The sequence below is a fragment of the Bradyrhizobium sp. AS23.2 genome (genome assembly GCF_001908185.1).
Classification (GTDB): domain Bacteria; phylum Pseudomonadota; class Alphaproteobacteria; order Rhizobiales; family Xanthobacteraceae; genus Bradyrhizobium.
Genome location: NZ_LGHM01000148.1, coordinates 38,964 through 62,402, shown reverse-complemented (window position 1 = coordinate 62,402; position 23,439 = coordinate 38,964). Strand labels below are relative to the sequence as shown.

Genomic DNA, 23,439 nt, shown 5'->3' with positions numbered 1-23,439 from the left:
AATCCTGTGAAAAATTAGTTGAAACGCCATCGCCTCACAACCGATTTGCGAGGCACTTCGGGTAATTTGTGGCTTTGATTCGCCCTTTCGGCCGACCCACCCCAGAGTTTGCGCAATGACCAAATCGTTGGACTACTCGGATCTTGTACAGCAGGCTGAAAAAGCCGTTCAGGGTGTCAAAGACCCCAACCTGAAAAGCATCGCCTTTCAAAAGATTTTGGAGGAGCTGCTCGGTTCTGGGGTGGGTTCAAGGTCGCCATCGACCGCCCCATCTCCTGCGAAGACAAGGCGTCAGCGATCAAGTAGCAGCGGCAAATCCGTGAAGAAGCCGCGAGGCGGTCCGAAATCATACGTGCGCGAACTGATTGCCGACAACTTTTTTAAGAAGCAGCGGACAATCACCGAGGTGAAGGTCGAACTCGAAAATCGAGGCCACCACATTCCGCTTACTTCGCTAAGCGGTCCCTTGCAGGGTCTCTGCCGCGACAGGGAGCTGCGACGCTCGCGCTCCGACGGAAAATTCGTCTACTCCGTTTGGTAATCCATGGCGAACGCATCAGAAGCGGTAGACTCGCCCAGTTCCGTTCTCGATGAGCTGGTGCAGACAGCCCTCAGTATTGCCAAGAAAGCGAGACGCAATCGGAAGAACCTCGCTGGTGACAACTTTTATGGCAACAAGCTCGCACAGCTCAGGATAGATGCGACCAATGCGTTTGCCGACATTTCCGACTCTTCAGTGGGAGACACTTCTGCCCTGGCAGAGCTGATAGAACCTGTATTCGCTGCCGCGACCTCTCCCAAGCACAGAACCGATTGCGCCCGCGAGTTGTCGCACGCTTTGCAAACGAAGTGGCGCCAGGCCAGACCGCGCACACACCCCGGTAATGAGTTATTTCCACTTACTTTGATCACTCAAACCGGTCGTAGATACCTTCTGAAACTCGCGGAGCAGATGAATGGCAGCTATCGTGAAGGATGGTACGACGCCTGCGCTGTAATGATGAGGCGTATCGTGGAAATAGCCCTCATCGAAGCTTTCGAACACCATAACATCGCCGACAAGATCAAGGATAAGGGTGGCGACTACTTGCAGCTTTCCGACTTGGTCGATCGCGCGCTTAACGAACCGGCCTTCAGACTTGGCCGCAACACCAAACGCGAACTGCCGAAGCTACGTACAATCGGTCATCTTTCGGCTCATGGCCGCTCATTCACGGCACAGAAGGCGGACATCGATAAGTTAGAGGCAGGCATTCGCATCGTGATTGAAGATTTCTTGCGCCAAGCTGGTCTTGTTTGAGATTGCGCGTTTAAACTACCGGACAGATAGGTGAGTTGGCTGCGACACTTTGGCCGGCGACAGGTAGTGCCGATTGGCGAAAGCCAGACAATCGACAATACTACGATAACTTGCATTCGTGCGAACGAATACGGTATAGATACTCTCTACCAAAGATTGAATAGGTGGTTGGCGAGTGCGTAAGATCTCCAGCAACGAGTTCGGCTTGGCCCGCCGACTTTTCCAAAGGCTATCCAGCCGGTCGCTCGTCACGCTCTTAGTTGCGTTAGCGATCCCTTTCGGATCAGTGGCGGCACAGACATCGAGGAGCCTAACTGCAGCGGACCCGCGAGCGACGTATGCCTTCTTCAAAAAGAAGGAGCTGGAATCGAGCAAACCTTGGACGAAGAAGGATCTAGTCGATGGGAAACTCAATCTGGCGGACTGCTACGCAAGTCAGAATGCAAATGGTCCTGCGGAGCCCCTCCTGACGAATCTGCTCGATCACGCTCAGCGTGTCGTGAATTTGCAACGCAAGCTCGAGATCTATCCCAAAGAACTCTGGGACCAAAACTTACGTGATCTCGAAGAAAGCGTCTTGGTTCGCATCGCAGATCACCGCCAACAACCATCCAAGGACGAAACGTTTGAAGATGCTATGGCTAAAAAGCTCAGCCAATATCGCAAAACGCACACCGAACTGCCCCGGGTTGTCGCGGAGGGGGGATGCGGCGACGGCGAAGTTGCTGTTGAAATAATCGCCATCCCGAAAGCAAAGAGAATTCAATACATAAGTTTTTACTATTTCGAGCTCTGCGAACAGCAGTCGCTTGACCCCTTGGACACGAGTAAATGCAATCGCTGGACAGACTTTGGATCGAAGGATGCATTGTTCGCCGGTCGGTACAAGGTAGTGGTTACTTGGTCGAACGGACAAAAGTCCGACCCGCGAGTGCTCGATGTTGATAGCCTAGCGACGAAGGCCAAAAACCCCGAGGACACGTTGCGTTACGTCATCAAGCAATGAAACGAAGATGAGCGACGAGCATCTCGCAAAAACGGGATACGACGACTTCTTAGATGTTCTGAAGAAGTTTCGCGGGCTATCAGCGATCGCTCTCGGAACGAGCGTGACGGTCCCATTCGTCGCGTATTTGTCGGGGATTGTCCCACCCTGGCCGCCGGGCGTCGTCCTCGTCACAGCGCTCCTTGAGCTTGTTGTTCTGGTAGTGGTGTTTCAGTTCCTGAGGAACTCGCCTCGACGAGTTACAAACCGTGTCATCGCCGTGAGCGCCCCTCTACTAGTCGTTTTCAGCGCGCTTTACCTGTTACTCTTCTCATTCTTTACGTACCCCATTCCAACATCTTCGACGCGGAGTGTGAAAGGCTTTGTGTGTCAAAACGGTCTCCTCAAATCATATGCGGAATCCTGCCCCTTCTTGACGACCGACCAGTTGAAAGATGTTGCCTACACGGCAGAGGCGCTTTGGCAGGGATGGTCGATCGACCTGATGCGATTTTTCCTCGTGACCAGCTGGCTTAGCGCATTTTTGCTCCTGTCGGTCGTGATCGGGTCATTTGTCGTTTTTCAAACGAAGGTCACACCGCGTCGGATGCGGTAGTCTCGACTTTTCCGTAAGATTAGACGAGGCCTTCGGCGGCTTTTCGACCTCGGCGCAGCCCCCTACCGGGGGCCGGGGTCGGCCACCTTCCGGTCGCCGGCGCCGCGGGTTGCGGTGCATGCTGGCCCGCTTCAATAATGCGAACCCCCGCGGGATTTAGATGAGTCTCATTACGCTTACCGGCTCGACTTTTCATGATCCACTTGAACAGCTACTCCACAAATTGACCGAGCGCGTTGATGCCGTAGCCAACGGCATTGCAAATGAGTCACAACAATTCGGCCGGCATGAGGAGCCTACAACGTCAAGATTAGCCCAGGCCATCAACAATGCCATACGCAACCATCCAATCACAGCACCCGGCCTAACATTGGATGTTCACGCCGAGGAATTCACCAGGCGGCAGGAAAAGGTGGCGGGTGCAGACCTCTATATCTCGATTGTTCGCAAGGACACAGACGATCAAATAAGCAAAGGCATATTGGTCCAAGCGAAACGGCGTGATGCCATGCTAAGGAGCGGTGAACCACAACGTTTGGGAAATCAGTGCAAGCAGATGTACCGGCGTTCCAAGAAGGCCTCGTATGTTTGGATCTACGAGAGCGATCGCATCCTTTCGGTCAAAGCTCCCCAGGCATCCAAGCCCATTCTCCAGCGCGTTACAGGATCGTCATCCGTTGGAGAACTCATCGCCGATGGGTTGCGCTGCAACAAAGGCGACGACAAAATTGGTAGAGAGCTATCCGCCGACCCAGCCGCGGGTGTCCTAGAGGTGATGAGGCGCCTGTCGGTCCCAAACGGCCTCGACTTTGTGGTAAGGCAGGACTAGCAGGCGACGGTGCGGCGAGGCCGAAGGGGAGCGTTGTCGTTTGCGGCAGGTAGCCTGTGTTCGGCCTGATAAACCGAGAACCCGATGCTTTTAGACCGCTATGTCGATTTCGTTCGACGTCCTGCGGATAGCGGCTTTGGAGGTCGCTCTCCGCGTGACGGTACTCGAAAAAAAATCCGCTATCGAAATCGAGAGCGCTGCAGCCAGCTTATCCAGTACCGAAACGGTCGGATTTTCGAGGCCCCGCTCCAAGCTACTCACGTAAGTACGGTCGATTTGGGCATCCACAGCCAGCTTCTCCTGCGAGAGGCCGCGCTCGACACGATGCCTCCGGAGATTCCAAGCAACGAGTCGCCGGCCATCCATGCGAAGGAGGCGACCATTTTGCTGTTTATAAAACCACGGTCCATAGTCGACATATTTTGTGGACTCAATTTCATTTGCGTTGGGCTGAAGCGATCAACCCAGGGAGCCGGCACGAAAGCCGGACAAGCTCGGAGATGGCAATGAAAAGAGCGGACCCACCCGACAGGGCATCGGGTGTACGGCGAATGATCTCGATCAGGGACGTCTTGAGGAGAGTACCGACCAGTCGGTCGACCCTCGAGCGGAAAGTGAAGGAAGGCACTTTTCCTAAAATGTACTCGATCGCTCCAATGCGGGTCGGCTTCTTCCTGGACGAGGTTCTGCAATGGCAAGCGGACCTTATCCAGAATGAAATCAGACCCCCAGAACCTGTGCGCGTCCTCGTACGCGGGCGCAGCTAAATAGAAAACGGGTCCCCAGCGGGTCCCCAAGTGGCACTGCCGAATGCCGATGCGAGGAAAGCACTAGAATTTGCGAGGGATTCTGCACACGACCTGCAGTACGAGACACTGCAAGTTGCCCAGCTGAGAAACATCAACAAACCATTTATTTTGTTGATGTTTTGGTCGGGGCAGCTGGATTCGAACCAACGACCTGCAGTACCCAAAACTGCCGCGCTACCAGGCTGCGCTATACCCCGAATGTCCGGCGAGCCCCGTCGATACACGCTTCCCGAGGCGCCAGCAAGCTTCCTAAGGCCGGCAATGCCCCTGCCCGGTGCCCCTATTTGCTGCCGAACAGCGGATGCGCGACGCGGTCGCCCGGCCGGATGCCGTATTTCTGCGCCGTTCCCGCCACCACCTCCAGAACGGCCCGGGCGGGCCCCTGCGACGAGATGATCTTGGTCGACAGCGGCTCGGTATTTTCGGCGATGCGCAGGATGCGGCCGTCGGCACGGATGAAGATCATGTCGAGCGGGACGTAAGTGTTCTTCATCCACATCGACACTTCCTGCTCGGGATTGAAATCGAACAGCATGCCTTTGCCGTCGGCCAGTTCCTTGCGGTACATCAGGCCGGTCTGCTTCTCCTGCTCGGTCGTCGCCATTTCCACCGAGAACACCTGCACGCCATTCTTGGTGGCGATCTCGAGCGGCTGGAAGCTGGCTGCGCCGGCGGGTGCGCTGGCGATCGCAAGGCCGGCGAGGACGAGGATGGCGGCGAGCCAGCCCCGTGTCGGGACGGACCAGGCCGCCTTTCGATCAAGGTTGATGGCAAAGCGCAAGGCAAAACGCATGGGACAGCACTCGAGGGCGTGGGGCTGGAACAGTCCTTACGCGGCGATCATGACAAACGCCAGAGGAGCGCGGCTTGGCCAGCGCACCTCTGCTCACGATTGCGGGAATTGGATATCCGCGGCCGTTAGTGCGATTGCAATCCTGGCGAGCCAGTCTCCGGATGGATTTCGGCCGCCATCATGCCCTTGGAGCCGGGCCCGAAGCGGACCAGGACATATTGGCCCGGCCGCAACTCGGTCATGCCGAAGCGGCGCAGCGTTTCCATGTGCACGAAGATGTCGGGCGTGCCCTCACCGCAGGTCAGGAAGCCGAAGCCGCGCAGCCTATTGAACCACTTCACCTGGGCCCGTTCCAGCCCGCTGGTTGCGGTGACCGTGACGTGGGTGCGCGGTGGCAGCATCTGCGCCGGATGGATCGCGGTGGACTCGTCCATCGAGACCACGCGAAACGCCTGGTAGCCCTTGGCACGCTGGATGCACTCGACGACGATGCGTGCGCCCTCATAGGCGGTCTGGAAGCCATCGCGCCTGAGCACGGTGACGTGCAGGAGCACGTCGGGCCAGCCGTTGTCGGGAACGATGAAGCCGTAGCCCTTCGAGGCGTCGAACCATTTGATGACGCCGGTGACCTCGACGAGGTTGGCGCCGGCCTCACCCAGACCGGTGAAGGGACTGAGTGCGCTATCGCGACCACCGCAGTGTTCGCCCGACGCCATCCGCCCCGGCGATGCGCCTGGCGCGGGAACTCCGACCTTTTTGGACTCAAATCCGTCCGACGACCCCATAACCCCGGACCCCACACATTCCATGCACCCCGCCTCATTGGCGGCGTCGAATCACGCGTCTTTAGAGAACCTTCAGAGAATCTTCTCAACTGACGCGATGCGAATCTTCCGACTCAAAAGATAACACTCCCGGTTGAGAGGCATAGATAAAAAAGAGTTTCGACGGAACCTATGAACAGCTTGCACAGCCGCGAATCAAATTGATGCCTCAATTGCCGACAAAGGGCCCGAGTGCTTCGCCGATGTCGTGGCGGATGACGAGGTCGGCGATGTCGTCCTGATCGGTCGGCTCGCGATTGATGATCACCAGACGCGCACCGCAATTCTTCGCCATCATCGGAAAGCCCGCCGCAGGCCACACCACCAGCGAAGAACCGATCGCGATGAAGAGATCGCAATGCTGCGACAGCTCGGTGGCGCGCTGCATTTCATCATCGGGCATCATCTGACCGAAGGAGATCGTGGCAGTCTTCACCGGTTCATCGCACACGGTACAGTTGGGTGCGGCGCCCTCCTCGTCGAAACGGCGCTTCACCCAGTCGAGCTGATAGGCCTTCCCGCATCCGATACAGCGCGCATAAGTGGTATTGCCGTGAAGTTCAATCACGTGCTCGGTGGCGAAGCCCGAGGCCTGGTGCAGATTGTCGATGTTCTGGGTGATGAGCGCGGGAATCTTGCCGGCGCGGTAGAGCGAGGCGAGTGCGCGATGACCGCGGCCGGGCTTGGCCGCCGCGAAGACCTCCTCCATCGCAAAGCGCCGGCGCCAGGACTCGTCGCGGGCCTCCTGGCTGGCGACGAATTCGTCGAACTGGATCGGACGGTAGCGTGTCCAAATTCCGCCCGGTGAGCGGAAGTCGGGGATGCCGCATTCGGTCGAGATGCCGGCGCCGGTGAACGGCACGATGGTCTTCGCTTCGGCGATCATATCGCCGAGTCGCTCAACGCCGCTGCGAAGGTCTGATGCAATCATGGGCAAGCCATCCGTCGTGCCAAGTATCGCTCTATAGCATGTCCGCGCCGGTGGATAAGTGCGTCAACAAGCTTGTCGCTTGCGCGCTTTTGCCGGCGATCTTTGCAGACCTTCGCTTATCACAATCCTGCAATGCCTCCTCCCCATTGACGCCCCAATCGGAAGCGCCAATGCATGTGTTGAATGCGACTCAACGCGATGCGGCGGCACTGCTTGAGTTCAGTAGTGCACAGATGGTTCGAGTGTGAATCGAGGGGATGGACATGACCGAAGATGAAGAACGCAAAGCCCGCGAACGCGATGAGATCGCCGCCCGTGTCGCCGCCTTCCGTGCCACGCAAGAGAAGTTCAAGCGCGAGCGCGAAGAGTATTTCGTCTCGACGCTCGAGAATGCCCGCAAGGTCGATCGGCCCTCGCTCTGGCCGTAGGACATCCGTTCATCGCGAACAAGAAACGCGAACGAAAAAAGCCCGGAGCATCGCTCCGGGCTTTTCGCTTGTTCAGCCGTTACCAGTGATGGCGGTAATAGTGGTGCCGGTAGTAGACCGGGCCGCCGCCGTAATAAGCGTACGGGCCAGGCCCGTAATAATAGCCGGGGTCGCCATAGTAGCCGTAGCCCGGACCATAATAGCCGTACGGATGGGATGCGGCGATCGCACCCGCCGTGATTGCGCCGGCGGCGAGGCCAAACGCGAGGCCCGGGCCGATGCCGCGCGCCTCTGCCGGCGCAGGCGCCGCTATCGCGGCCGCGCCGACCGTTGCAACAGTGGCCAGGACTGCCAGTGTCTTCTTCATGATCTCCTCCTTCGCAACTCGAAAACAACGCCGGCGCCGGGTGATGGTTGCGCGCGGCGCGGAACCGAAAGCGGTCGAATAAATTTCGACGCGAAGGGAACGAAATCGCCTCGCATGTATTGAACCTTCAAGTGCGGGAGCCTCCGCCATCCGGGTGAGGCGACAGCACGAAGAACCCCGTCAGCGTCCTTGCGATGCTGGCGGGGTTTTCAGTTTCGCGGGAGCCAATGGCAGTAGACAGTCATGGCTGCCAACGGGGCGTATGCCAGGGAGGAAAGACCGCCTGCCGATATCCGCGTTGCCGGCCCGTATCCGCAGGCTCGTTACCAAATCCGGAGATCAGCATTACGACGAGATCGTCGGCTACTTCGGTGTCGGTGCGCTGCGCCAACCTCCGTCGCCGATGAGCGACGTCGAGTTGGCACGGGCGATCGCCGAATTCCTCGAGGAAACGCCGTCGAGCCAGTCCATTGCGACCCTCAGCCGGCGGCTCAATCCCTCCTCCCCGCATCCGACGCCAGGCTAAGCGGGAACTCGAAAGCCCGGAACTGGAGCCGCGCGAGCACGTTGACATCGTCCTCGCGCAGGAGAGACCCGACATGCCCGCGTGGCTCGAAGTCTTGCTGAACCTGTCCGGCTTTGCCGGCTTCGTCGCGCTCGCGACCCGCGGCACCACTTGCCGGGACACGGCTGCCGACGATCACATCAATAGCGACGAGCGCTAGTTCGCGTGCGACGCCTGGCCGGCCGTGCGCACCAGCCTGTCGGCCTTGACCGCGACACGCGTGTCCTCGAGCTGCGGCCGCAGCGAGAAGCTGATCACCACGAAAGCGAGACAGAAGAGCGAGCCGACGACGGCGACGCGCCGGTAGGTGTGCCGGTCACCTTGATAAAAAGTCGGTTCTGAAAAAGGTGTCATGACAAAGCTGCTTCTTGGCAAAGTTGTTTCTTGCTCGTCTTTGCCAGACACCTATCCTAACCCGCGGCGAGCGCAACGCGATTGGGCTTTTAACCTAACCCAATTGGATTATCGGCCTCCGTGCAAGCATTCGTTAGGGGTTCGCGCGCCTCAGATCTCGACGAGCCGCTTCAGGGTCGCGCGAAAGCTGAGGCTGCGATGGCCCGCCACCAGCACGGTGCCGAACACCTCGGCTTCGTCGTCGCTGAACGTCCCGGAAAAGCCGCTCGTCACCTCCTGCCCGCCGAACAGCGGACGTACGAAGGCGTCGGGGAACGGCGAATGCTGGTTGGTGGCAAGCTCGCCCTTCCAGGTGCCGTTGCCGACCGTGTAGGAGCCGCGCGACCAGAAATACGGCCCGCCGCCGAGCAGCACGCCATCCCGCAAGATCAGCACGCCGCTGTCGCGGCCCCTCACGCCGTCGAGCATGTGGATGTGGATGGAATAGAGGCCGTTCTTCATGATCCGCCCGCCATCGGTGCGACGATAGCGCCGGACAGGGCGAGCGTCGAGACGGCGACGAGAAGGTTCTGGCGCTCGGCCGATCGGCTTTGTTCCAGCTTCGACACCATTTTGTTCTCGAAGAACGAATCGGAATCGAAGAAATCGGCGCGGGTCGTCCCTTAACAAGCGGTATCGATCGCGCGAACGAACGCACGATCGCAATGAACCTACATCACATGGCGTCGTCGGACTTCGATCCTGGCGGCGGCACCGGCGGCTTGCGTTTGCGCAGCCGCGCGCATGAGGACAGGGCTGTGCGAAGCATCACGCTGAATCATTCTGACAAGCGCGTCCGCATCGAGATCGGCTGGGCCACGACTTGTTCTACATCCGACTCCATTTCGTTCTCAAAGAACGAATCGGAGTCGAGAAAATCAGGGCGGAGCGATTCCTAACGATCGATGAAGACGCTCGCTATCGCGTCTTCGGCGGCAGGACTCTTCGCTGGCAGGAATTTCGAGACGACCGCGAACACGATGACGATCTCGCGGCAAGGTTCGCATCGAAAGCTGTTGCTGGAGTTCGCGGTCATCGGCTTGGAGCATTGCGGACATGTCATGCTGCGCGAACGCTAATCGCAACGGTTTGTTCCTCGGCCATCGGCGGCAACCATACGTGAGCGCAACGTCGCCAACCACGACTGCTTCGGAATTGACGACGTCGTTGCTCCTCGCGCGCAGCTCTTCGCAAGACGCCGATCATGCGTGCGCCACCAGAGTGAGAGTGCGCTTGGCGGCTGCCGCATGTCGTCGATATCAGCCGCCGCCCCTCAAGCCGCTCGCTTCGTGCCAGCCTTCTCCGAAAAGCATTCGAGGATCTGGATGCGGAGTTCTTCTGCGGCCGGGCCCTCGACCTTCCTGAGCTGATTCCAGAGCCTGATCACTTCGCGCTGTTTCTCGATGGTCATAAGTCACCTCCAACATGCAACGTGACTCACTAGAACAAAATGAGAACAAAAAGTCCAGCCCCCCCGTTCCAGGATTTCCTGGGCACTCGCTTTGAACCTTTCCGGCGCTGCAAGGACACATGAAGGCTGGGGATTTCAGCGCCCGGTCACATGGCAGCGCCGCATGACGAACATACTACGTCACCGCGGCGCTGTTGATCTCTGGATTTTCAACCTTAAGTTAGAGGCACTGCTGACGGCTAGGCGCTGAAATCCCATCGCCGTCGGCAAGAGAGCCCCGTGCGAAAGCACGGGGTTTTTCTTTGCGCTTCTGATTGCCTGGCGCGTCCTGAATCTCTTGGCCGACGCAGCCGCTTCCTGCCTTCATCCGGACATCGGCATGGAACTCACAACTTTCCGGGCACGTGTGAGCTTCTTCATACGTCGCCTGGATGCGCAAAACTAAACTCGGCATTGTCTAACCGAGTTTGCGCCGATGGATGATGAGTTTTGCCGAGAACGCCTCAGGACGGTTCGGGACCTCGCCGAGAAGGCAGATCCCGTCATCAAGAAGCGGCTCCTTGAGTTGGCCCGCCACTACGAGCGGCGCCTCGCTATCGGTGCAAAAGAAACCCACAGATCGGGGCGGCAACCACGATCGCCGCGAGAATAGGCATCCTCGGCCGTCGGCGCGTCAGCCGCGCTGGAACGAGTTTTCGTTCCGCATGTTGTCCGGCCGAATTCAGTCCTGCTGGCGACCGTCCCCAAAAGCGTCATCCTCCGGGAAAGAGTCCGTTTCCCGAAGTTCGCCGCGGCGGTCGTTGCGGTGCTCCGCTGAGGAGACCGCCGCAACGACGTCGCCAGCCCTTAGACAGCGTCCTTGGCCACCTTGAGCGGCGATGCCTTGACCGACTTGCTCGCCGGCTTTGCCGCAAACTGCATCGGCTCCTTCGTGAAGGGATTAACGCCCATCCGGGCTTCGGTCGCAGGCTTGTTCACGACCGACATTTTCACAAAGCCTGGAATGACGAACTCGCCGGACTCGTTGAGCTCCTTGTATCCGACAGTCGCCATGTACTCGATGACCGACTTCACGTCGTTCTTCGAGAGCTGCGTGCCCTCGGCAATTGCATCGATCAACTGAGTCTTCGTCATCTTCGCCATGTCTGAATTCCTTTTGTGCGCGCGAGCAACGCTTGCTCAGGACGCGATTTGAACCACGCAGCGCGCTGCCGATTCATGCCCAACGGTCATGAAGTCACGGGGCTTAGAACCTATCGACGCCCAAAACACAAGCCGCGGCTCGGCGGGGGTTCCGTACTTATGCGGGATTTTCTTTTTGAACCATTCTCCGGCTGGCGCGTCCAACTATTGAAGGTCCCCAAGCCTCCCCCCCGTCAGAGAGCCCCGCTTCCCCCCGGCGGGGTGTTCGCTTTCTTGATGCCGGTCGGAGGCCCAGGCTGGACGATGATCCCTCGAAAATCCAGAGGCTGAAATCCGAGCAGAGCACAGCGGAGCGCGGTGCCCCGAGATGTCCCGCGGCCCTTCTCGATCCGGCGCCAGAGTCACCTCATCGTGAAACCTGTGGCTCGGCATGTGTTGTTCATACTTCGGTAACCCAACGCCTCCAAGCTTCCGTCAGTATCGTTGCGTTGGAGTAAACCCACAATGTTGGATTTTCACGAGCTGCGTGAACTCGCGGCTGATGTGCGCGTTTTTGTCGACGTTGCCGAAGACAAGGCTGAAGCGCTTAGAACCGTCATCGCGGCTTATGACGTGGTGTTGGCGATCTTCCCTTCAGAAGAGGGTATGGGCCTCCACGTCATCAAAGGCAGTCAGATCCTGGACAAGATTGCAAAATCACGGACCCATGCGATTTACAGCCACACGGCCATCGCGGTGCCCGACCTGGAGCATGCCCAAATGCTCAAGTACCTGACGGCCCCCGTCGAGCAACGGATTGCAGCCTAGCTGCAGACGGCGACCGTGTCGGCCTCGGCCGTAGCCTCTGAAGTTGCTGAGCGCATCCGTGGGCACAAACGCCGCCAGTAACTGACGAGGCTTCGGCACACCTCGTTGGCGGCTCGCCTGGAAGATTCATCAGCCAGCGCGCGTGCAAAAGACGATTTCGCAGGTCGTCTCAACCGATCGACGCGATGGCAACGAAGTACCGCGAACGTCACCATTCATAGCCCGAAGTTGGCTTGTGGGCCGTTGGAAGACATACCGATCGGCGTGTGCTCGGTGCTCGCCGCGAGAGCCGGAGCACATTCGCGCGGCCGCGGCTCTTCGCTCTTCCGACATCTCGTGACAATACGGAGGTCAGTCCCGCTCGTGGCCCATAGCGTCCCGTTCGTCCTGTCGAACCGGCAGAACGCGATCGACGAGGCCCCACTCCACTGCTTCTTCGGGCGTCATGAAGCGATCACGATCCATTGCGCGCTCGAACTCCTCGTAGCTCCGCTTGCAGTGTTCGGCATAGAGCTGCGTCATACGGTGCTTGGTCCGCTTGATATTTTCGGCATGAATGAGCATGTCGGAAGCCTGCCCCTGAAAGCCGCCCGACGGCTGATGGATCAGGATGCTGGCGTTGGGCAACGCGGCGCGATGGCCCGGTTCGCCCGCCATCAGCAGGAACGACCCCATCGAACAAGCCGTCCCCATGCAGAGCGTATGCACCGGCGCGCGGATGTAGCGCATCGTGTCGTACATGGCGAAGCCGCTGGTCACGACGCCGCCGGGAGAATTGATGTACATGTTGATCGGCTTCCTGGGATTCTCCGCTTCCAGGAACAGCAATTGCGCGCAAACCAGTGCCGAAACGGTGTCGTTCACCTCCCCGTTGACGAAGATGATCCGTTCGCGCAGAAGGCGGGAATAGATGTCGAAGGACCGTTCCCCTCTGCTCGACTGCTCGATGACCACAGGGACGAGTTGCATCGCTTCGCGCATCGGCGAACTCCATTCGTCGGATTTTGTTTTGTCGGTAAGCTGGTCGCGCGTCAGGCGGCGAGCATGACAGTCGGACTGTTGTTGTTGGCCGCCGCCCTCGTCATCCGCGCGATCCGCATGTCGGTCGCTTCGTGGATGATCCGCAAGCTGGTCCCACCGGATGCGTTGGGAGTGACCCTGAACGTTACCACGCTTTCGAGGAAGGGCGGCGCGTCGTCGCGCATCCTGTAGCTGACTTCCTCGCCGGGCGTAACGGAAGTCGCATCGGGATCGGCCAGCGCTTCCTGCGGCAGCCAGCGGTCCCGAAACTCCGGGATGCTGATCGCACGCCAGACCTTTTCCATGGGCTCGTCGAGTTGGTACTCGAGTTCGAAGCCGACTTTCCGATCTCCGGTGGGTTCGTCGTTCATTGGTCCATGTCCTTCAGCAAGACCTTGAGAGCTTCGATGCGTGCGGGCCAATAGGCGCGATATTTCGCCAGCCACTGCGCGATGAGAGTGAGCCCGTCGGGATCGACCTCGTAGTTCACGAAACGCCCCTGCCGTTGCTCCTTGACGAGTCCGGCGCCCCGGAGAACCGCAAGATGCTGCGACATCGCCGGCTGGCTGATCTCCATACCCTCGCGCAAGGCACTGGCATTCATTCCGCCCGCCGCCAGCTTCTCGAAAATCGCGAGCCGGGTCGGATCGGCCAGAGCCCGGAAGATGTCATTTTGTATCATGACGACACATAAGCATACACTTATGTGATTTGCAATGATGATTTTGCTTTTCCGCGCGGCAGCCGGGATGGCGCAACCGCGCGAGTCCGCGCCCCAGCCCGCCGGTGCCGGAGACAGGCCCATCGCATATGAAGAGAAACGTGGCGGGAAGCTCGCCTGCGGCCATCCTTCGAGACGCCCGCCTATGGCGGGCCCTCAGGATGAGGACGCGTCTCGCGGCGAGATATCAAACCCTCATGGTGAGGAGCACGCCGTAGGCGGGGCGTAGCGGACGATGCTTCGCATCGCCGCGAGAACCATGCAGGCCGAGTACTGTCGGCAGCCTCTCAACCGTCATATGCGATAGGCGCCTCAAACGACAAATCTCTAGAACCGGAGAAGCGACGCTATTAGTTTGGCCGAGATTGAACGAATTCGAATTTGAGAAGAGAAATGCTTGGGGGCTGAATGCAAGTCAGGAGATCTTTGCTGACGTCTTGTGCCGATCGAGAACCATTGCTCGGAAAGACGCGTAGAAAACTCGTTTTGATTTCGGGACTTCTGCTCATGGCTGTCGCGTTTCGAAGCGCTACAGCCTCTGCTCAATCCGAGTTTCCGAAACCCAATTCGATATACAAGTCCGGCAGCTTTCCATTGGCTTCCTGCAAGTCATGGAATGGCACAATCACAGAGATCGGCGGAGCAAACACCAGCAAAGCGAGCATGTCCGGGGTCGTCACGAGAGAGGATGTTCTGGAGTATTGCGCTCGAATGCAGGGTGACGATGAAGCCAAGCAAGCAGCATGCCTGAAGGAAGAAGCCACGCGATTGAGAGGTGAATTTTCGCTGACATCTACGGCTGACTGCAGCGCGGGCCGGATAAAAACGACCGACGAAAAGGAATATCAACTACGCGGCCTGGGCGGTCTTTGGTTGAACGGGGGTTATTCCCTCACATGGCAGCATGTCCGGTCGGGCAAGCTCCTCGACGGAAGTTGCGCGTCAGGAGCGCCTCCCATCACGGAACAATTCAAGCTGCTCTGCCCGGCGACTGTCGAACGCCTCGTGGGCCCGTTACGCAGCTATCTGGACGAGTCGTATTGGGCAAGATTCTGGCGAGTGGATCAGCGCGGAATCTACGACACAAATCAGAAGAAGCTTGTGCTTTCCATCCAGGATCCTGAAGAAGGTCTTAGATCCGCCCGCGCCGTATTCGCGGAGCGAAAGGTGACAACGGCACAGGAAGAATCGACCAGGCAAATTCTCACCTACAACATGATCTTCACATTCAACGGCAAAGACATCTACCACCTGGAGGTTGATCAGTCTGATCGACGCCGAGGCGCCAGGATGACGAAGCTGACGGTGAGCTCTCCCAACATCAGCGACGCTGCGGGCGTCAGCGTCGGGAGTCGATTGATCGACGTTGCGGGATACAATTGGAAAAAGCTCTGCGAAGAATACGAGGCGCAAGTCAACTGCCGCTCACCCTATTCGAGCAAGGTCACCTACATCCTGGAAGACGACGTCGTGACAGGAAGGACCTCAATCCAAAGCATATTGAGCAAATCAAAAGTTAAGGAGATAGAGGTCGAGGCGCTGCACTAAGGCGTGTACTCATAAAGGCGCAGACGTCAGCTTCTGACGGTCAAGCGGAAATCTTGCGATCAGCCAGAGCATTACCGCCCTGCCCCGAAGCCGAATTTACGAGACAGTCAAGCAGACGATCCTTGATCTGCATCAACGCGGCATCTTGTGAAGTTTCCCCAATGGCAACCTCCGCGCGTTTGCGCACCTCTCGGGAGGGCTTGCAATGAATTTTCGCACGGTTGTTGCTGGACTACTTTTGACATCGGCGATGTCAGCCCCTGCGCCTGCACAGCAAGCGCAACCCACCACACCGCCGCCGGGCTCGCCGGCTGCGACCATCACCATTCCGGGCGATCAGCTCCCTCCGCCACCGCAGAAATTCGGCGGCAAGATCGAAGAGCTCGCACCCCAGTCGAAGCCCTATTGGCCGGCACGGGTCGTGCCGCCGAAGGGCGCGCCCAACGTTCTGCTCATTATGACGGACGACGCCGGCTTCGGCGTGCCGAACACGTTCGGCGGCGTGATCCCTACGCCCGCACTCGACCGCATCGCGCAGAACGGCCTGCGCTATACCAACTTCAACTCCACTGCGCTTTGCTCGCCGACGCGGGCGGCGCTCATCACCGGCCGCAACCACCACTCGGCGGGCTTCGGCGTGGTCTCCGAGCAGGCGACCGGCTTCCCCGGCTACGACAGCATCATTACCCGCGACAAGGCGACGGTAGGCCGCATCCTGCGAGATAACGGCTACCACACGTCGTGGTTTGGCAAGAACCACAACACGCCGGAATTCCAGGCGAGCCAGGCGGGCCCGTTCGACCAGTGGCCGATCGGCATGGGATTCGAGTACTTCTACGGCTTCATCGGCGGCGATACCAACCAGTGGCAGCCGAATCTCTTCCGCAACACGACACAGATCTACCCGTTCCAGGGTCAGCCGCCGGGAACGTGGAACCTGACCACCGCGATGGCGGACGACGCAATCGAATACATGAAGCGAATGAACGCGCTCACGCCCGAGACGCCGTTCTTCGTCTATTACGTGCCGGGCGGCACGCACGCGCCGCACCACCCGACGAAGGAATGGGTGGACAAGATCAGCGGGATGCATCTGTTCGACCAAGGCTGGAACAAGCTGCGCGAGCAGATCTATGCGAACCAGAAGAAGCTCGGCGTGATTCCGCCGAACGCGAAGCTCACGCCGTGGCCGAGCGACATGTTGAAGGAATGGGACCAGCTTTCGGCCGACGAGAAGAAGCTGTTCGTGCGGCAGGTCGACGTGTTCGCCGCCTACGCCGCTTACACCGATCACGAGATCGGGCGCGTGATCCAGGCCGTCGAGGACATGGGTAAGCTCGACAACACGCTGATCATCTACATCGAAGGCGACAACGGAACGAGCGCCGAGGGCACGATGATCGGCACGCCGAACGAGATTGCGATGTTCAACGGCGTCAATCCGAACGTCGAGGAGCAGCTCAAGCATTTCTACGACGTCTGGGGCACCGACCGGACGTACAATCATATGGCGGTGCCTTGGGCATGGGCTTTCGACACGCCGTTCTCCTGGACCAAGCAGATCGCGTCGCACTTCGGCGGCGTCCGCCAGGGCATGGCGATCTCGTGGCCGGCGGTAATCAAGGACAAGGGTGGCATCCGTAATCAGTTCCACCACATGATTGATATTGCGCCGACGATCCTCGAGGCGGCGAAGATCAAGCAGCCGACCATGGTCGACGGCATCAAGCAGAGCCCGATCGAGGGCGTCAGCATGATTTACACGTTCGACGCCAAGAACGCGGACGCGCCGTCGGCGCACAAGACCCAGTACTTCGAGATGATGGGTGACCGCGGCATCTACCAGGAGGGCTGGTTCGCTGCCACGAAGGTCGGGCGCAAGCCGTGGGAAAACACAGCGCCTGTGCTCAATCTTGCCGCCACGCCGTGGGAGCTTTACGACCTGCGCAACGACTGGACGCAGTCGGACGATCTTGCGGCGAAGAACCCCGCGAAGCTGAAGGAGCTGAAGGCGGTATTCGAGCAGGCGGCGAAGAAGTATCAGGTGCTGCCGCTCGACAACTCGTTCGTCGCCCGCGCGATCGTGCCGAAGCCCAGCATCACCGCCGGCCGCGATGCGTTCACCTGGGCGGCGCCGCTCACCGGCACGCCGAACGGCGATGCGCCGTCGGTGCTCAATGCGTCATATAACTTCAAGGCGGAGATCGAGGTCCCGCAGGACGGCGCCGAAGGCATGGTGATCACGCAGGGCGGTCGCTTCGGCGGCTACGGCTTCTATCTGCTCAAGGGCAAGCCGAAGTTCGTCTGGAACCTGGTCGGTCTGAAGCAAGTCCAATGGGAGGGCCCCGATGCGCTGGCGCCGGGCAAGCACACGCTCGAGTTCGACTTCAAGTACGAGGGGATGGGCGCGGCGACGATGGCTTTCGGCAGCTACGCCGGCATCGGCCAGGGTGGCACCGGGGTGCTGAAGGTGGACGGGAAGGACGTGGCGACGCAGAAGATGGAGCACACGATCCCGTTCATCCTGCAATTCGACGAAAGCCTCGACGTCGGTTCCGATACACTGACGGGGGTGAACGACGCTGACTATCAGCCGCCGTTCGCCTTCAGCGGCAAGCTCAACAAGGTGACCTTGACCATCGAGCGGCCGAAGCTGACGCCGGAGGATGTCAAGAAGCTGGAAGCAGCTAAGCAGAAAGCTGCCGCCGGACGCGAGTAATGAACATCCGGGGCGCGGGCATTCAGTGCCTGCGCCCCGGATTCATTGAGTGACTGCCGCGCTCCCGGGCTCTGCCGGCCCCGAGGCGCCAGAGTACTGGAACTCGTCCACAGCCTCCTCCTCGCTTGCGCGGATTCTACGCGCTCCAAAGGATCTCCGCCGCCTGCAGGAACTCCGGAAGAAGCCGGCTCGGCTCCGAGCTAGACTAGCCTTTGGCCCAACTCGGACCTCTGGTGAGATCCGCTATCGCGCCGCAATCAGGGGCAGAGCGGACCTCATACGCGCCCCTGACTGCGGCGCGGGTTTGCGGTAGGCGCTTAAAGAGCAACTCGAATAGTCGTAGGGAATTTTACCAGAGTTGCGCCAGCGTAACCGAACGTGGGTGGCGTGGCCTTGGGATGGAATTACGGTGGCAGTGCTAAATTCATTCGCCGTCATCAAAGAACGTGCGCGCCCCGGCCGTTGCCGCGCTGGGTGACATGGTCGGGATAACCGAGGACGACGACGCAGACGAGACGGCCATGCCACGGCATGCCTGCAAGCCGGACAGCGCCAGTTGAGTGCACTGTCACCGTAATCCCGACCTGACGTATTAAGACCATCGCGTGATCCGCACGTCAGGTCGAGCCGCTCGCAGAATGCTCAGAAATTGGTCGCGCTTGAATTTGGAACGAAACATCAAGCGTCGCGCACGAAAATCTCCCGACAGGTTCACGTTGTAGTGGTGGACGGTTTTGTATTTGGGATTCTTTTCACCTAGACTCGCCAGAACATCGACACCGCGCTTGTTGACGGTCTGTGCATTGGCGTCGTCGATGCCAGACAGACGTAATCCTAATCGCCACGCAAAATAAGGATAAGAGAGACGATCACGGGTGACGTCAAAATGAGTACCCATGAGATGAGACGCTAAAGCTGAAACAAAAGCTACCGGTACAGCAACAAATCCTATCGTTCCTAATATAGGCGAAAGCGTTCCACCAAGAGCTACAAAGACGACTGAGGCATTGAAGGCGATCAGGATTGGTGTGGTGCAGACCTTCAACCAATCGACTATCCGATCTGTCTCTATTGAGATCTGATCGACCACAGCTTCGACACCCTCACTGTCTGATTCGGCTGTCGCCTCATACGCGCCGACCTCAGCGCGCTCCTCACTTCGACTCATCTCGTGCTGCACTTCCGGGGCAATCGGCAGGGGTGGTGGCAACACGTCCTCCTCCTGATGGTCTGTGGAGATTCGCAAATTATTGTCCGGCCTGTCGGTCGCTACGGATGTTGCAGACCTTTCGGAAAGCCCGCCGAGTTGCTGATCGGCAGTGATCTCAGAATCACGTTTGCCTTGATCGTCCGAAATATTTGCTAGTACGGAGGAAGGCGTAATCACTTCGGAAGGCGCGCTAAGAATGCTTTTGGGCTTCATAAGCGAATGACGGCGCACCCAGTACAGCCAATAAAGGAGTCCCGAAACTCCAAGGGCCATCGCTACCCGTGCCACCCAGTTCCATACTTCGTACTCCTGAGCAGCAAACGTCAACCGTTCTTGCTCGCCTTGTAATGCCCTTTGGTTCTCCCTCAGGTCGTTTGCTGCGGCTATCCGTTGATCGTTAAAGGCGGCCTGCGCTGCTAGAAATGTTTCTTGTTCTGCTTGTAGGACCTTTTGTTTAGCCGACAGGTTATTCGCTGTAACCTTCTGGAAGTCACCTTGCTTTTTCAATTGTTCTTGTGCCGTCTGCAGTGCTCTTTGCTTCTCCGCTAGATCACCGGCTGCGGCGGCCTGTTGGCCCTGCTGCTTTTTCAACTCCTCTCGTGCAGCGTTTAATTCCTTCTGCAAATCCTCAACCAAATCCTCCAACTGCTTTCTGGTTTTCTCTTCCCGAGCTAACGCTGTTGCGTCCGAAGCTTTGGATGGTTGATCTTGGGGTTTTGCTTGTGCGGTTTGCGTCGGTCCGACTTGTTCACTGGCAGCCGTAGCTTGGGGTTCTGGTTTGGAAGATTGAGTGTGAGGTTCTTCTTTCGTAGCCTGCGGAGATGCGGCGAGCGCACCCACCGACACAAACAGGGATGCTCGCCTATCTGAAGACAGCAAGAACGTAATTGAACAATCTCTCCGACCCTTTCTCCGCGTGGTATCGACGTATCCTCTGAGAACGGTCGTGCCGTCATAGCTCAACGATCCAGTAAACCCAGAGTGCCAAGTATCCGATCCGTCTTCATAAGCGCCTCGGCCGATGATTTTTATAGCTTTGTTCTGATCAATAGACCCGGAGTACACTTCCCGGCCTGGGCGCGCCTCGGTTCTTCGCTCACCTTTGAATGAGCCATCGGCAAAGAAAAGCGGAAACGTTGTAGTGAAACTCTTAGATTTTGGATTGGTTGAAACAGGTGAACATTCCAACGAGGAAGGGATCTGAGCGTTGTCTGCCCGCGAACCGCTGTCGGTAATAGCGGTGAAAAGTGCGGCACTGAATAGAACGGCCCAGACAGAACGGTTCTTTACCACAGATACCTCCACTGAAAGTACAGCATTAATGAACGGCATTCACGCCTCATTCCGTCGGATACTTTTGGGGGAGCCATGGCTCCTCTAAGCAACGCAATCATATGGACTGAATTCCCTTGAGACTATGTGCCCCGGGGGTGCTCGATCCTGCGATACAGAACTGGACGCGGCAGGAACGTTCGCAGAATCCGTCAACAGCGACGGATGACACAGGAGAGATTGGCTTTGAGGTTGAGATCGACTTGACGTATGTGGGGGGATAGAACGAGGAAAAGGGTATTCTATTGGTGATGGTGCGCATGGCACAAGCGCTCTCCGTGCCTATAACCAAGCTTCTTTCTGATTAGCGTTGGTACGTCGTTCAGCCCTGCGGCCGTCTAATATTCTTGAGTCAGCATGAGGGTGATCACTTGCCGGGTGACGGCTGGGTCGGGCGAGCCGAATTCTAGATTGGCATCGTCGTAGTCGATCTTGAAGAAGACCTCGACGTCATCGAACTTAAAGCTGAAGTTACGGTGACGGTGCATTAATTCATTCGCCATCGTCACGGTGCGGGCTCCGCGGCTTCGGCCACGCTTAGCCGGTTTACTTCACCAGCTGCCTCGTCCTCACGTGCACCCGCCCCCCTGCCCCTCATCCCATTTTCCTGCTATCTCTCGCTCCCGCCGGCTCCGCCGCCCCAAAAACCCTCCGAACGTTAGGGAGCAAGAAACATGCGTTACCTCCACACCATGCTGCGCGTGCGCAATCTCGATGTCGCGCTGAAGTTTTACCAGGATGCGCTGGACTTGAAGGAGGTGCGGCGGATCGAGAACGACAAGGGGCGCTTCACGCTGGTGTTCCTGTGCTCGGCGGATGATCTCGACGCGCTGAAGAAGCAGCCGCAGACGCGCGGCGCGCCGCTGGTCGAGCTCACCTGGAATTGGGACGAGGAGAAATACGGCGAGGACCGTTTCTTCGGCCATCTCGCCTATGAGGTCGACGACATCTACGCCACCTGCGAGAAGCTGATGAAGGCCGGCGTCACCATCAACCGGCCGCCGCGCGACGGCAACATGGCCTTCGTCCGCTCGCCGGACCTGCACTCGATCGAGCTGCTGCAGAAGGGCGAGCCGAAGGCGCCGCAGGAGCCCTGGCTGTCGATGCCCAACACCGGCCACTGGTAGGCCCCACGCCGTAGGAACAAGCCCTCACGGCCGGCGTTCACCCTCCGACAATGCGGTTGGAGGAGGACGCATGGGACGAGGAATATTGCTGTGGTTGCTGGGCGTGCCGATCCCGGTGATCCTTCTGCTCTGGCTGTTCTTTGGCCATTGATGATCAGGCTTACTTTGCAATGAGGGCTCCGCCGATGGCGGAGCTTTTTGCATGAGGGGCGCGCCGCAATCGCGGCTCGCTTGCCCCAGGGAATTCCGCTATCACCCGCGCGAAAGCAACAACGCCGCGGGAGGAGCTTCATGCCTGATGCCAAGCTGACGATCTGGGGCCGCGCCAATTCGGTCAACGTGCAGAAGGTGCTGTGGTGCCTGACCGAGCTCAACCTTCCCTATGAGCGCATCGACGCCGGCATGAGTTACGGCAAGACCCGCGAGCCCGAGTATCTGGCGATGAATCCCAATGCGCGGATCCCGACGCTGGTCGAGGGCGACTTCGTGCTGTGGGAATCCAATTCTATACTGCGCTATCTCTGCCTCGCGCATGCGCGCGGCACGCCGATCTATCCGGAGGCGCCGAAGTTGCGCAGCTCGGTCGACCGCTGGCTCGACTGGACGCTGTCGATGGTGCAGCCGGCCGACCGTCCGGTGTTCTGGGGCATCGTGCGCACGCCGCCCGCCGAGCGCGACATGGTCAAGGTGCAGAAGGATGCCGATGCGGCCGCCGAGGTCTGGGCGATCGCCGACCGCCTGCTCGCCACGCGCCGCTTCATGGAGGGCGACCAGTTCACCCTCGCCGACATCGCGATCGGCTGCTATGCGCGGCGCTGGCTCGGCGTCGAGGGCATCACCCGGCCGGCGCAGCCGCATCTGACGCGCTGGCTCGCCGAGCTTGGCCGGCGGCCCGGATTCGCGCAGCATGTCGCCCCGCCGATGTCCTGACCCGCTGGCGCGGCTTAAGGCGCGATGATGTCGCGGTGAATCGCGATTCTGCCGCCGGCGTCCGGCGTGACGAGAGCACTTGACGGCTGCTGTGCATGGGGTTGTTTTCGCGTTTTTGCATTGGGCACAGCGAAAGCGGCGCGCCTAGATCGTTTTCGAGCGAAGTGGATACCGCTTCGCGTAAAGAAAACGCGTCAAAACAAGAATCTAGCGCCAGCCGCGTTCGACCAGTACCACGAAGGCGATGAGCACCAGCGTGACAGCGACGGTGGCAAACCACGCGGTCCAGCTCAGGCCGCGGCCGACCCACCACAGCAGCGCGCAATACATCAGGAGCGGAGCGATGATCTCGAGCCGCAACAGATCCGGCGGCATGGGCTTTTAGCGCCGGACCGTGGCGTCGACGCTGATCGAGCCACCGATCTTCACGCAGGTCCCGGTGCTCTCGACCATGTAGAAGCCTCGGCCATAAGACGCGCACGAGTTCGCCTTCGCGGTGCCGGCCGCGCCCTTCAGCGGCAGGGTTTTGCCGGCCTGCGGCCGCTCGGCGGGCGGAAGACGCAGGGCCTCGGCCGCCGCCGCGGACGTGACTAGCAACGAGAGGAGGATGAGGAGCGGCGCACGCATGCCG

The 23,439-nt window shown here is 59.1% G+C and carries 31 protein-coding genes and 1 tRNA gene; 14 read left to right on the top strand and 18 right to left on the bottom strand.

Annotation, left to right across the window (positions count from 1 at the left end; all coding sequences use genetic code 11):
- The first annotated feature begins 115 nt into the window (after positions 1–115).
- From AC630_RS29785 to AC630_RS29765, 5 genes are all read left to right on the top strand, one after another.
- Positions 116–541 carry a hypothetical protein gene (locus tag AC630_RS29785; protein WP_074122030.1) on the top strand — a complete coding sequence of 142 codons (426 nt, stop codon included), beginning with the start codon at positions 116–118 and terminating at the stop codon, positions 539–541.
- A gap of 57 nt (positions 542–598) precedes the next feature.
- Positions 599–1,300 (top strand): hypothetical protein, encoded by a 702-nt coding sequence (locus tag AC630_RS43005; protein ID WP_208867062.1) that lies wholly within the window; start codon positions 599–601, stop codon positions 1,298–1,300.
- A 175-nt stretch (positions 1,301–1,475) separates the two neighbouring features.
- Positions 1,476–2,306, top strand: a complete 831-nt coding sequence (locus AC630_RS29775) for a hypothetical protein (protein WP_074122028.1) — start codon at positions 1,476–1,478, stop codon at positions 2,304–2,306.
- A 7-nt stretch (positions 2,307–2,313) separates the two neighbouring features.
- A complete protein-coding gene (locus AC630_RS29770) occupies positions 2,314–2,901 on the top strand; it encodes a hypothetical protein (protein WP_074122026.1) in 588 nt (195 codons plus the stop codon).
- Between the two features lie 160 nt (positions 2,902–3,061).
- The gene (locus AC630_RS29765) at positions 3,062–3,730 is read left to right on the top strand and encodes a hypothetical protein (protein WP_074122025.1); all 669 of its coding nucleotides are present in this window, start codon (positions 3,062–3,064) and stop codon (positions 3,728–3,730) included.
- A 90-nt stretch (positions 3,731–3,820) separates the two neighbouring features.
- On the opposite strand, the gene AC630_RS29760 is transcribed toward AC630_RS29765, so the two are convergent.
- Complete coding sequence (locus tag AC630_RS29760; protein WP_349539509.1) at positions 3,821–4,096, bottom strand: helix-turn-helix domain-containing protein; 276 nt, start codon at positions 4,094–4,096, stop codon at positions 3,821–3,823.
- 134 nt (positions 4,097–4,230) lie between these two features.
- On the opposite strand from AC630_RS29760, the gene AC630_RS48460 reads away from it, so the two are divergent.
- Positions 4,231–4,497 (top strand): AlpA family phage regulatory protein, encoded by a 267-nt coding sequence (locus AC630_RS48460; RefSeq protein WP_143198421.1) that lies wholly within the window; start codon positions 4,231–4,233, stop codon positions 4,495–4,497.
- 162 nt (positions 4,498–4,659) lie between these two features.
- Here the strand turns inward: AC630_RS48460 and AC630_RS29750 are convergent.
- From AC630_RS29750 to AC630_RS29735, 4 genes are all read right to left on the bottom strand, one after another.
- Positions 4,660–4,736: transfer RNA gene (locus AC630_RS29750), tRNA-Pro, on the bottom strand.
- 83 nt (positions 4,737–4,819) lie between these two features.
- Positions 4,820–5,308, bottom strand: a complete 489-nt coding sequence (locus tag AC630_RS29745) for a DUF192 domain-containing protein (protein ID WP_074122066.1) — start codon at positions 5,306–5,308, stop codon at positions 4,820–4,822.
- Positions 5,309–5,457: 149 nt separating this feature from the next.
- Positions 5,458–6,117 (bottom strand): cold-shock protein, encoded by a 660-nt coding sequence (locus tag AC630_RS29740; protein WP_074122022.1) that lies wholly within the window; start codon positions 6,115–6,117, stop codon positions 5,458–5,460.
- Positions 6,118–6,325: 208 nt separating this feature from the next.
- A complete protein-coding gene (locus tag AC630_RS29735) occupies positions 6,326–7,087 on the bottom strand; it encodes an SIR2 family NAD-dependent protein deacylase (protein ID WP_074122021.1) in 762 nt (253 codons plus the stop codon).
- 263 nt (positions 7,088–7,350) lie between these two features.
- On the opposite strand from AC630_RS29735, the gene AC630_RS45725 reads away from it, so the two are divergent.
- Positions 7,351–7,515, top strand: coding sequence for a hypothetical protein (locus tag AC630_RS45725; protein WP_167561308.1), 165 nt, complete (start codon positions 7,351–7,353; stop codon positions 7,513–7,515).
- A gap of 79 nt (positions 7,516–7,594) precedes the next feature.
- On the opposite strand, the gene AC630_RS29730 is transcribed toward AC630_RS45725, so the two are convergent.
- Positions 7,595–7,882, bottom strand: a complete 288-nt coding sequence (locus AC630_RS29730) for a hypothetical protein (protein WP_074122019.1) — start codon at positions 7,880–7,882, stop codon at positions 7,595–7,597.
- A 298-nt stretch (positions 7,883–8,180) separates the two neighbouring features.
- On the opposite strand from AC630_RS29730, the gene AC630_RS29725 reads away from it, so the two are divergent.
- Together AC630_RS29725 and AC630_RS47895 are read left to right on the top strand one after the other, a co-directional pair.
- Positions 8,181–8,408: a hypothetical protein gene (locus AC630_RS29725; RefSeq protein ID WP_245330555.1), complete on the top strand. Its 228-nt coding sequence runs from the start codon at positions 8,181–8,183 to the stop codon at positions 8,406–8,408.
- Positions 8,409–8,481: 73 nt separating this feature from the next.
- Positions 8,482–8,607: a hypothetical protein gene (locus tag AC630_RS47895; RefSeq protein WP_143198418.1), complete on the top strand. Its 126-nt coding sequence runs from the start codon at positions 8,482–8,484 to the stop codon at positions 8,605–8,607.
- On the opposite strand, the gene AC630_RS29720 is transcribed toward AC630_RS47895, so the two are convergent.
- The 5 genes from AC630_RS29720 to AC630_RS29705 form a co-directional block, all read right to left on the bottom strand.
- Positions 8,604–8,801 carry a hypothetical protein gene (locus AC630_RS29720; RefSeq protein ID WP_074122018.1) on the bottom strand — a complete coding sequence of 66 codons (198 nt, stop codon included), beginning with the start codon at positions 8,799–8,801 and terminating at the stop codon, positions 8,604–8,606. The two genes, AC630_RS47895 and AC630_RS29720, sit on opposite strands and share 4 nt — an antisense overlap.
- A gap of 150 nt (positions 8,802–8,951) precedes the next feature.
- On the bottom strand, positions 8,952–9,302 hold the full coding sequence (locus AC630_RS29715; protein WP_074122016.1) for a GrlR family regulatory protein: 351 nt from the start codon (positions 9,300–9,302) through the stop codon (positions 8,952–8,954).
- Positions 9,299–9,412, bottom strand: a complete 114-nt coding sequence (locus AC630_RS47295; protein ID WP_245330554.1) for a DUF790 family protein — start codon at positions 9,410–9,412, stop codon at positions 9,299–9,301. Before AC630_RS47295 ends, AC630_RS29715 begins: the two co-directional genes overlap by 4 nt.
- A gap of 701 nt (positions 9,413–10,113) precedes the next feature.
- Positions 10,114–10,251: a hypothetical protein gene (locus tag AC630_RS45720; RefSeq protein WP_167561307.1), complete on the bottom strand. Its 138-nt coding sequence runs from the start codon at positions 10,249–10,251 to the stop codon at positions 10,114–10,116.
- Between the two features lie 846 nt (positions 10,252–11,097).
- Positions 11,098–11,394, bottom strand: a complete 297-nt coding sequence (locus AC630_RS29705; protein WP_018323108.1) for an HU family DNA-binding protein — start codon at positions 11,392–11,394, stop codon at positions 11,098–11,100.
- Between the two features lie 504 nt (positions 11,395–11,898).
- Between AC630_RS29705 and AC630_RS29700 the strand changes: the two genes are divergently transcribed.
- Positions 11,899–12,201: a hypothetical protein gene (locus AC630_RS29700; protein ID WP_074122013.1), complete on the top strand. Its 303-nt coding sequence runs from the start codon at positions 11,899–11,901 to the stop codon at positions 12,199–12,201.
- Between the two features lie 351 nt (positions 12,202–12,552).
- Here the strand turns inward: AC630_RS29700 and AC630_RS29695 are convergent, their stop codons facing one another.
- The 3 genes from AC630_RS29695 to AC630_RS29685 are packed head-to-tail and all read right to left on the bottom strand — an operon-like array spanning position 12,553 to position 13,903.
- Positions 12,553–13,182, bottom strand: a complete 630-nt coding sequence (locus AC630_RS29695; RefSeq protein WP_074122011.1) for an ATP-dependent Clp protease proteolytic subunit — start codon at positions 13,180–13,182, stop codon at positions 12,553–12,555.
- Positions 13,183–13,232: 50 nt separating this feature from the next.
- Positions 13,233–13,592, bottom strand: a complete 360-nt coding sequence (locus AC630_RS29690; protein ID WP_074122009.1) for an SRPBCC family protein — start codon at positions 13,590–13,592, stop codon at positions 13,233–13,235.
- On the bottom strand, positions 13,589–13,903 hold the full coding sequence (locus tag AC630_RS29685) for an ArsR/SmtB family transcription factor (protein WP_074122007.1): 315 nt from the start codon (positions 13,901–13,903) through the stop codon (positions 13,589–13,591). The genes AC630_RS29690 and AC630_RS29685 overlap by 4 nt, the downstream gene beginning before the upstream one ends.
- 546 nt (positions 13,904–14,449) lie before the next feature.
- Here AC630_RS29685 and AC630_RS29675 point away from each other — a divergent pair.
- Both AC630_RS29675 and AC630_RS29670 read left to right on the top strand, forming a co-directional pair.
- A complete protein-coding gene (locus tag AC630_RS29675; protein ID WP_143198417.1) occupies positions 14,450–15,490 on the top strand; it encodes a hypothetical protein in 1,041 nt (346 codons plus the stop codon).
- A gap of 205 nt (positions 15,491–15,695) precedes the next feature.
- Positions 15,696–18,209, top strand: coding sequence for an arylsulfatase (locus AC630_RS29670; protein ID WP_074122002.1), 2,514 nt, complete (start codon positions 15,696–15,698; stop codon positions 18,207–18,209).
- Positions 18,210–18,801: 592 nt separating this feature from the next.
- Here the strand turns inward: AC630_RS29670 and AC630_RS44425 are convergent.
- Both AC630_RS44425 and AC630_RS44415 read right to left on the bottom strand, forming a co-directional pair.
- Positions 18,802–20,751, bottom strand: a complete 1,950-nt coding sequence (locus AC630_RS44425; RefSeq protein WP_143198416.1) for a coiled-coil domain-containing protein — start codon at positions 20,749–20,751, stop codon at positions 18,802–18,804.
- 338 nt (positions 20,752–21,089) lie between these two features.
- Positions 21,090–21,254: a DUF3768 domain-containing protein gene (locus tag AC630_RS44415; protein ID WP_143198426.1), complete on the bottom strand. Its 165-nt coding sequence runs from the start codon at positions 21,252–21,254 to the stop codon at positions 21,090–21,092.
- A 171-nt stretch (positions 21,255–21,425) separates the two neighbouring features.
- Here AC630_RS44415 and AC630_RS29660 point away from each other — a divergent pair, with 171 nt between their 5' ends.
- The gene (locus AC630_RS29660; protein ID WP_074121999.1) at positions 21,426–21,878 is read left to right on the top strand and encodes a VOC family protein; all 453 of its coding nucleotides are present in this window, start codon (positions 21,426–21,428) and stop codon (positions 21,876–21,878) included.
- A gap of 291 nt (positions 21,879–22,169) precedes the next feature.
- Positions 22,170–22,808 carry a glutathione S-transferase family protein gene (locus tag AC630_RS29655; protein ID WP_074121998.1) on the top strand — a complete coding sequence of 213 codons (639 nt, stop codon included), beginning with the start codon at positions 22,170–22,172 and terminating at the stop codon, positions 22,806–22,808.
- A 207-nt stretch (positions 22,809–23,015) separates the two neighbouring features.
- On the opposite strand, the gene AC630_RS44410 is transcribed toward AC630_RS29655, so the two are convergent.
- Both AC630_RS44410 and AC630_RS29650 read right to left on the bottom strand, forming a co-directional pair.
- Positions 23,016–23,183 carry a hypothetical protein gene (locus AC630_RS44410; protein ID WP_143198415.1) on the bottom strand — a complete coding sequence of 56 codons (168 nt, stop codon included), beginning with the start codon at positions 23,181–23,183 and terminating at the stop codon, positions 23,016–23,018.
- A gap of 6 nt (positions 23,184–23,189) precedes the next feature.
- Positions 23,190–23,435, bottom strand: a complete 246-nt coding sequence (locus tag AC630_RS29650; RefSeq protein WP_074122064.1) for a hypothetical protein — start codon at positions 23,433–23,435, stop codon at positions 23,190–23,192.
- Positions 23,436–23,439 lie beyond the last annotated feature (4 nt).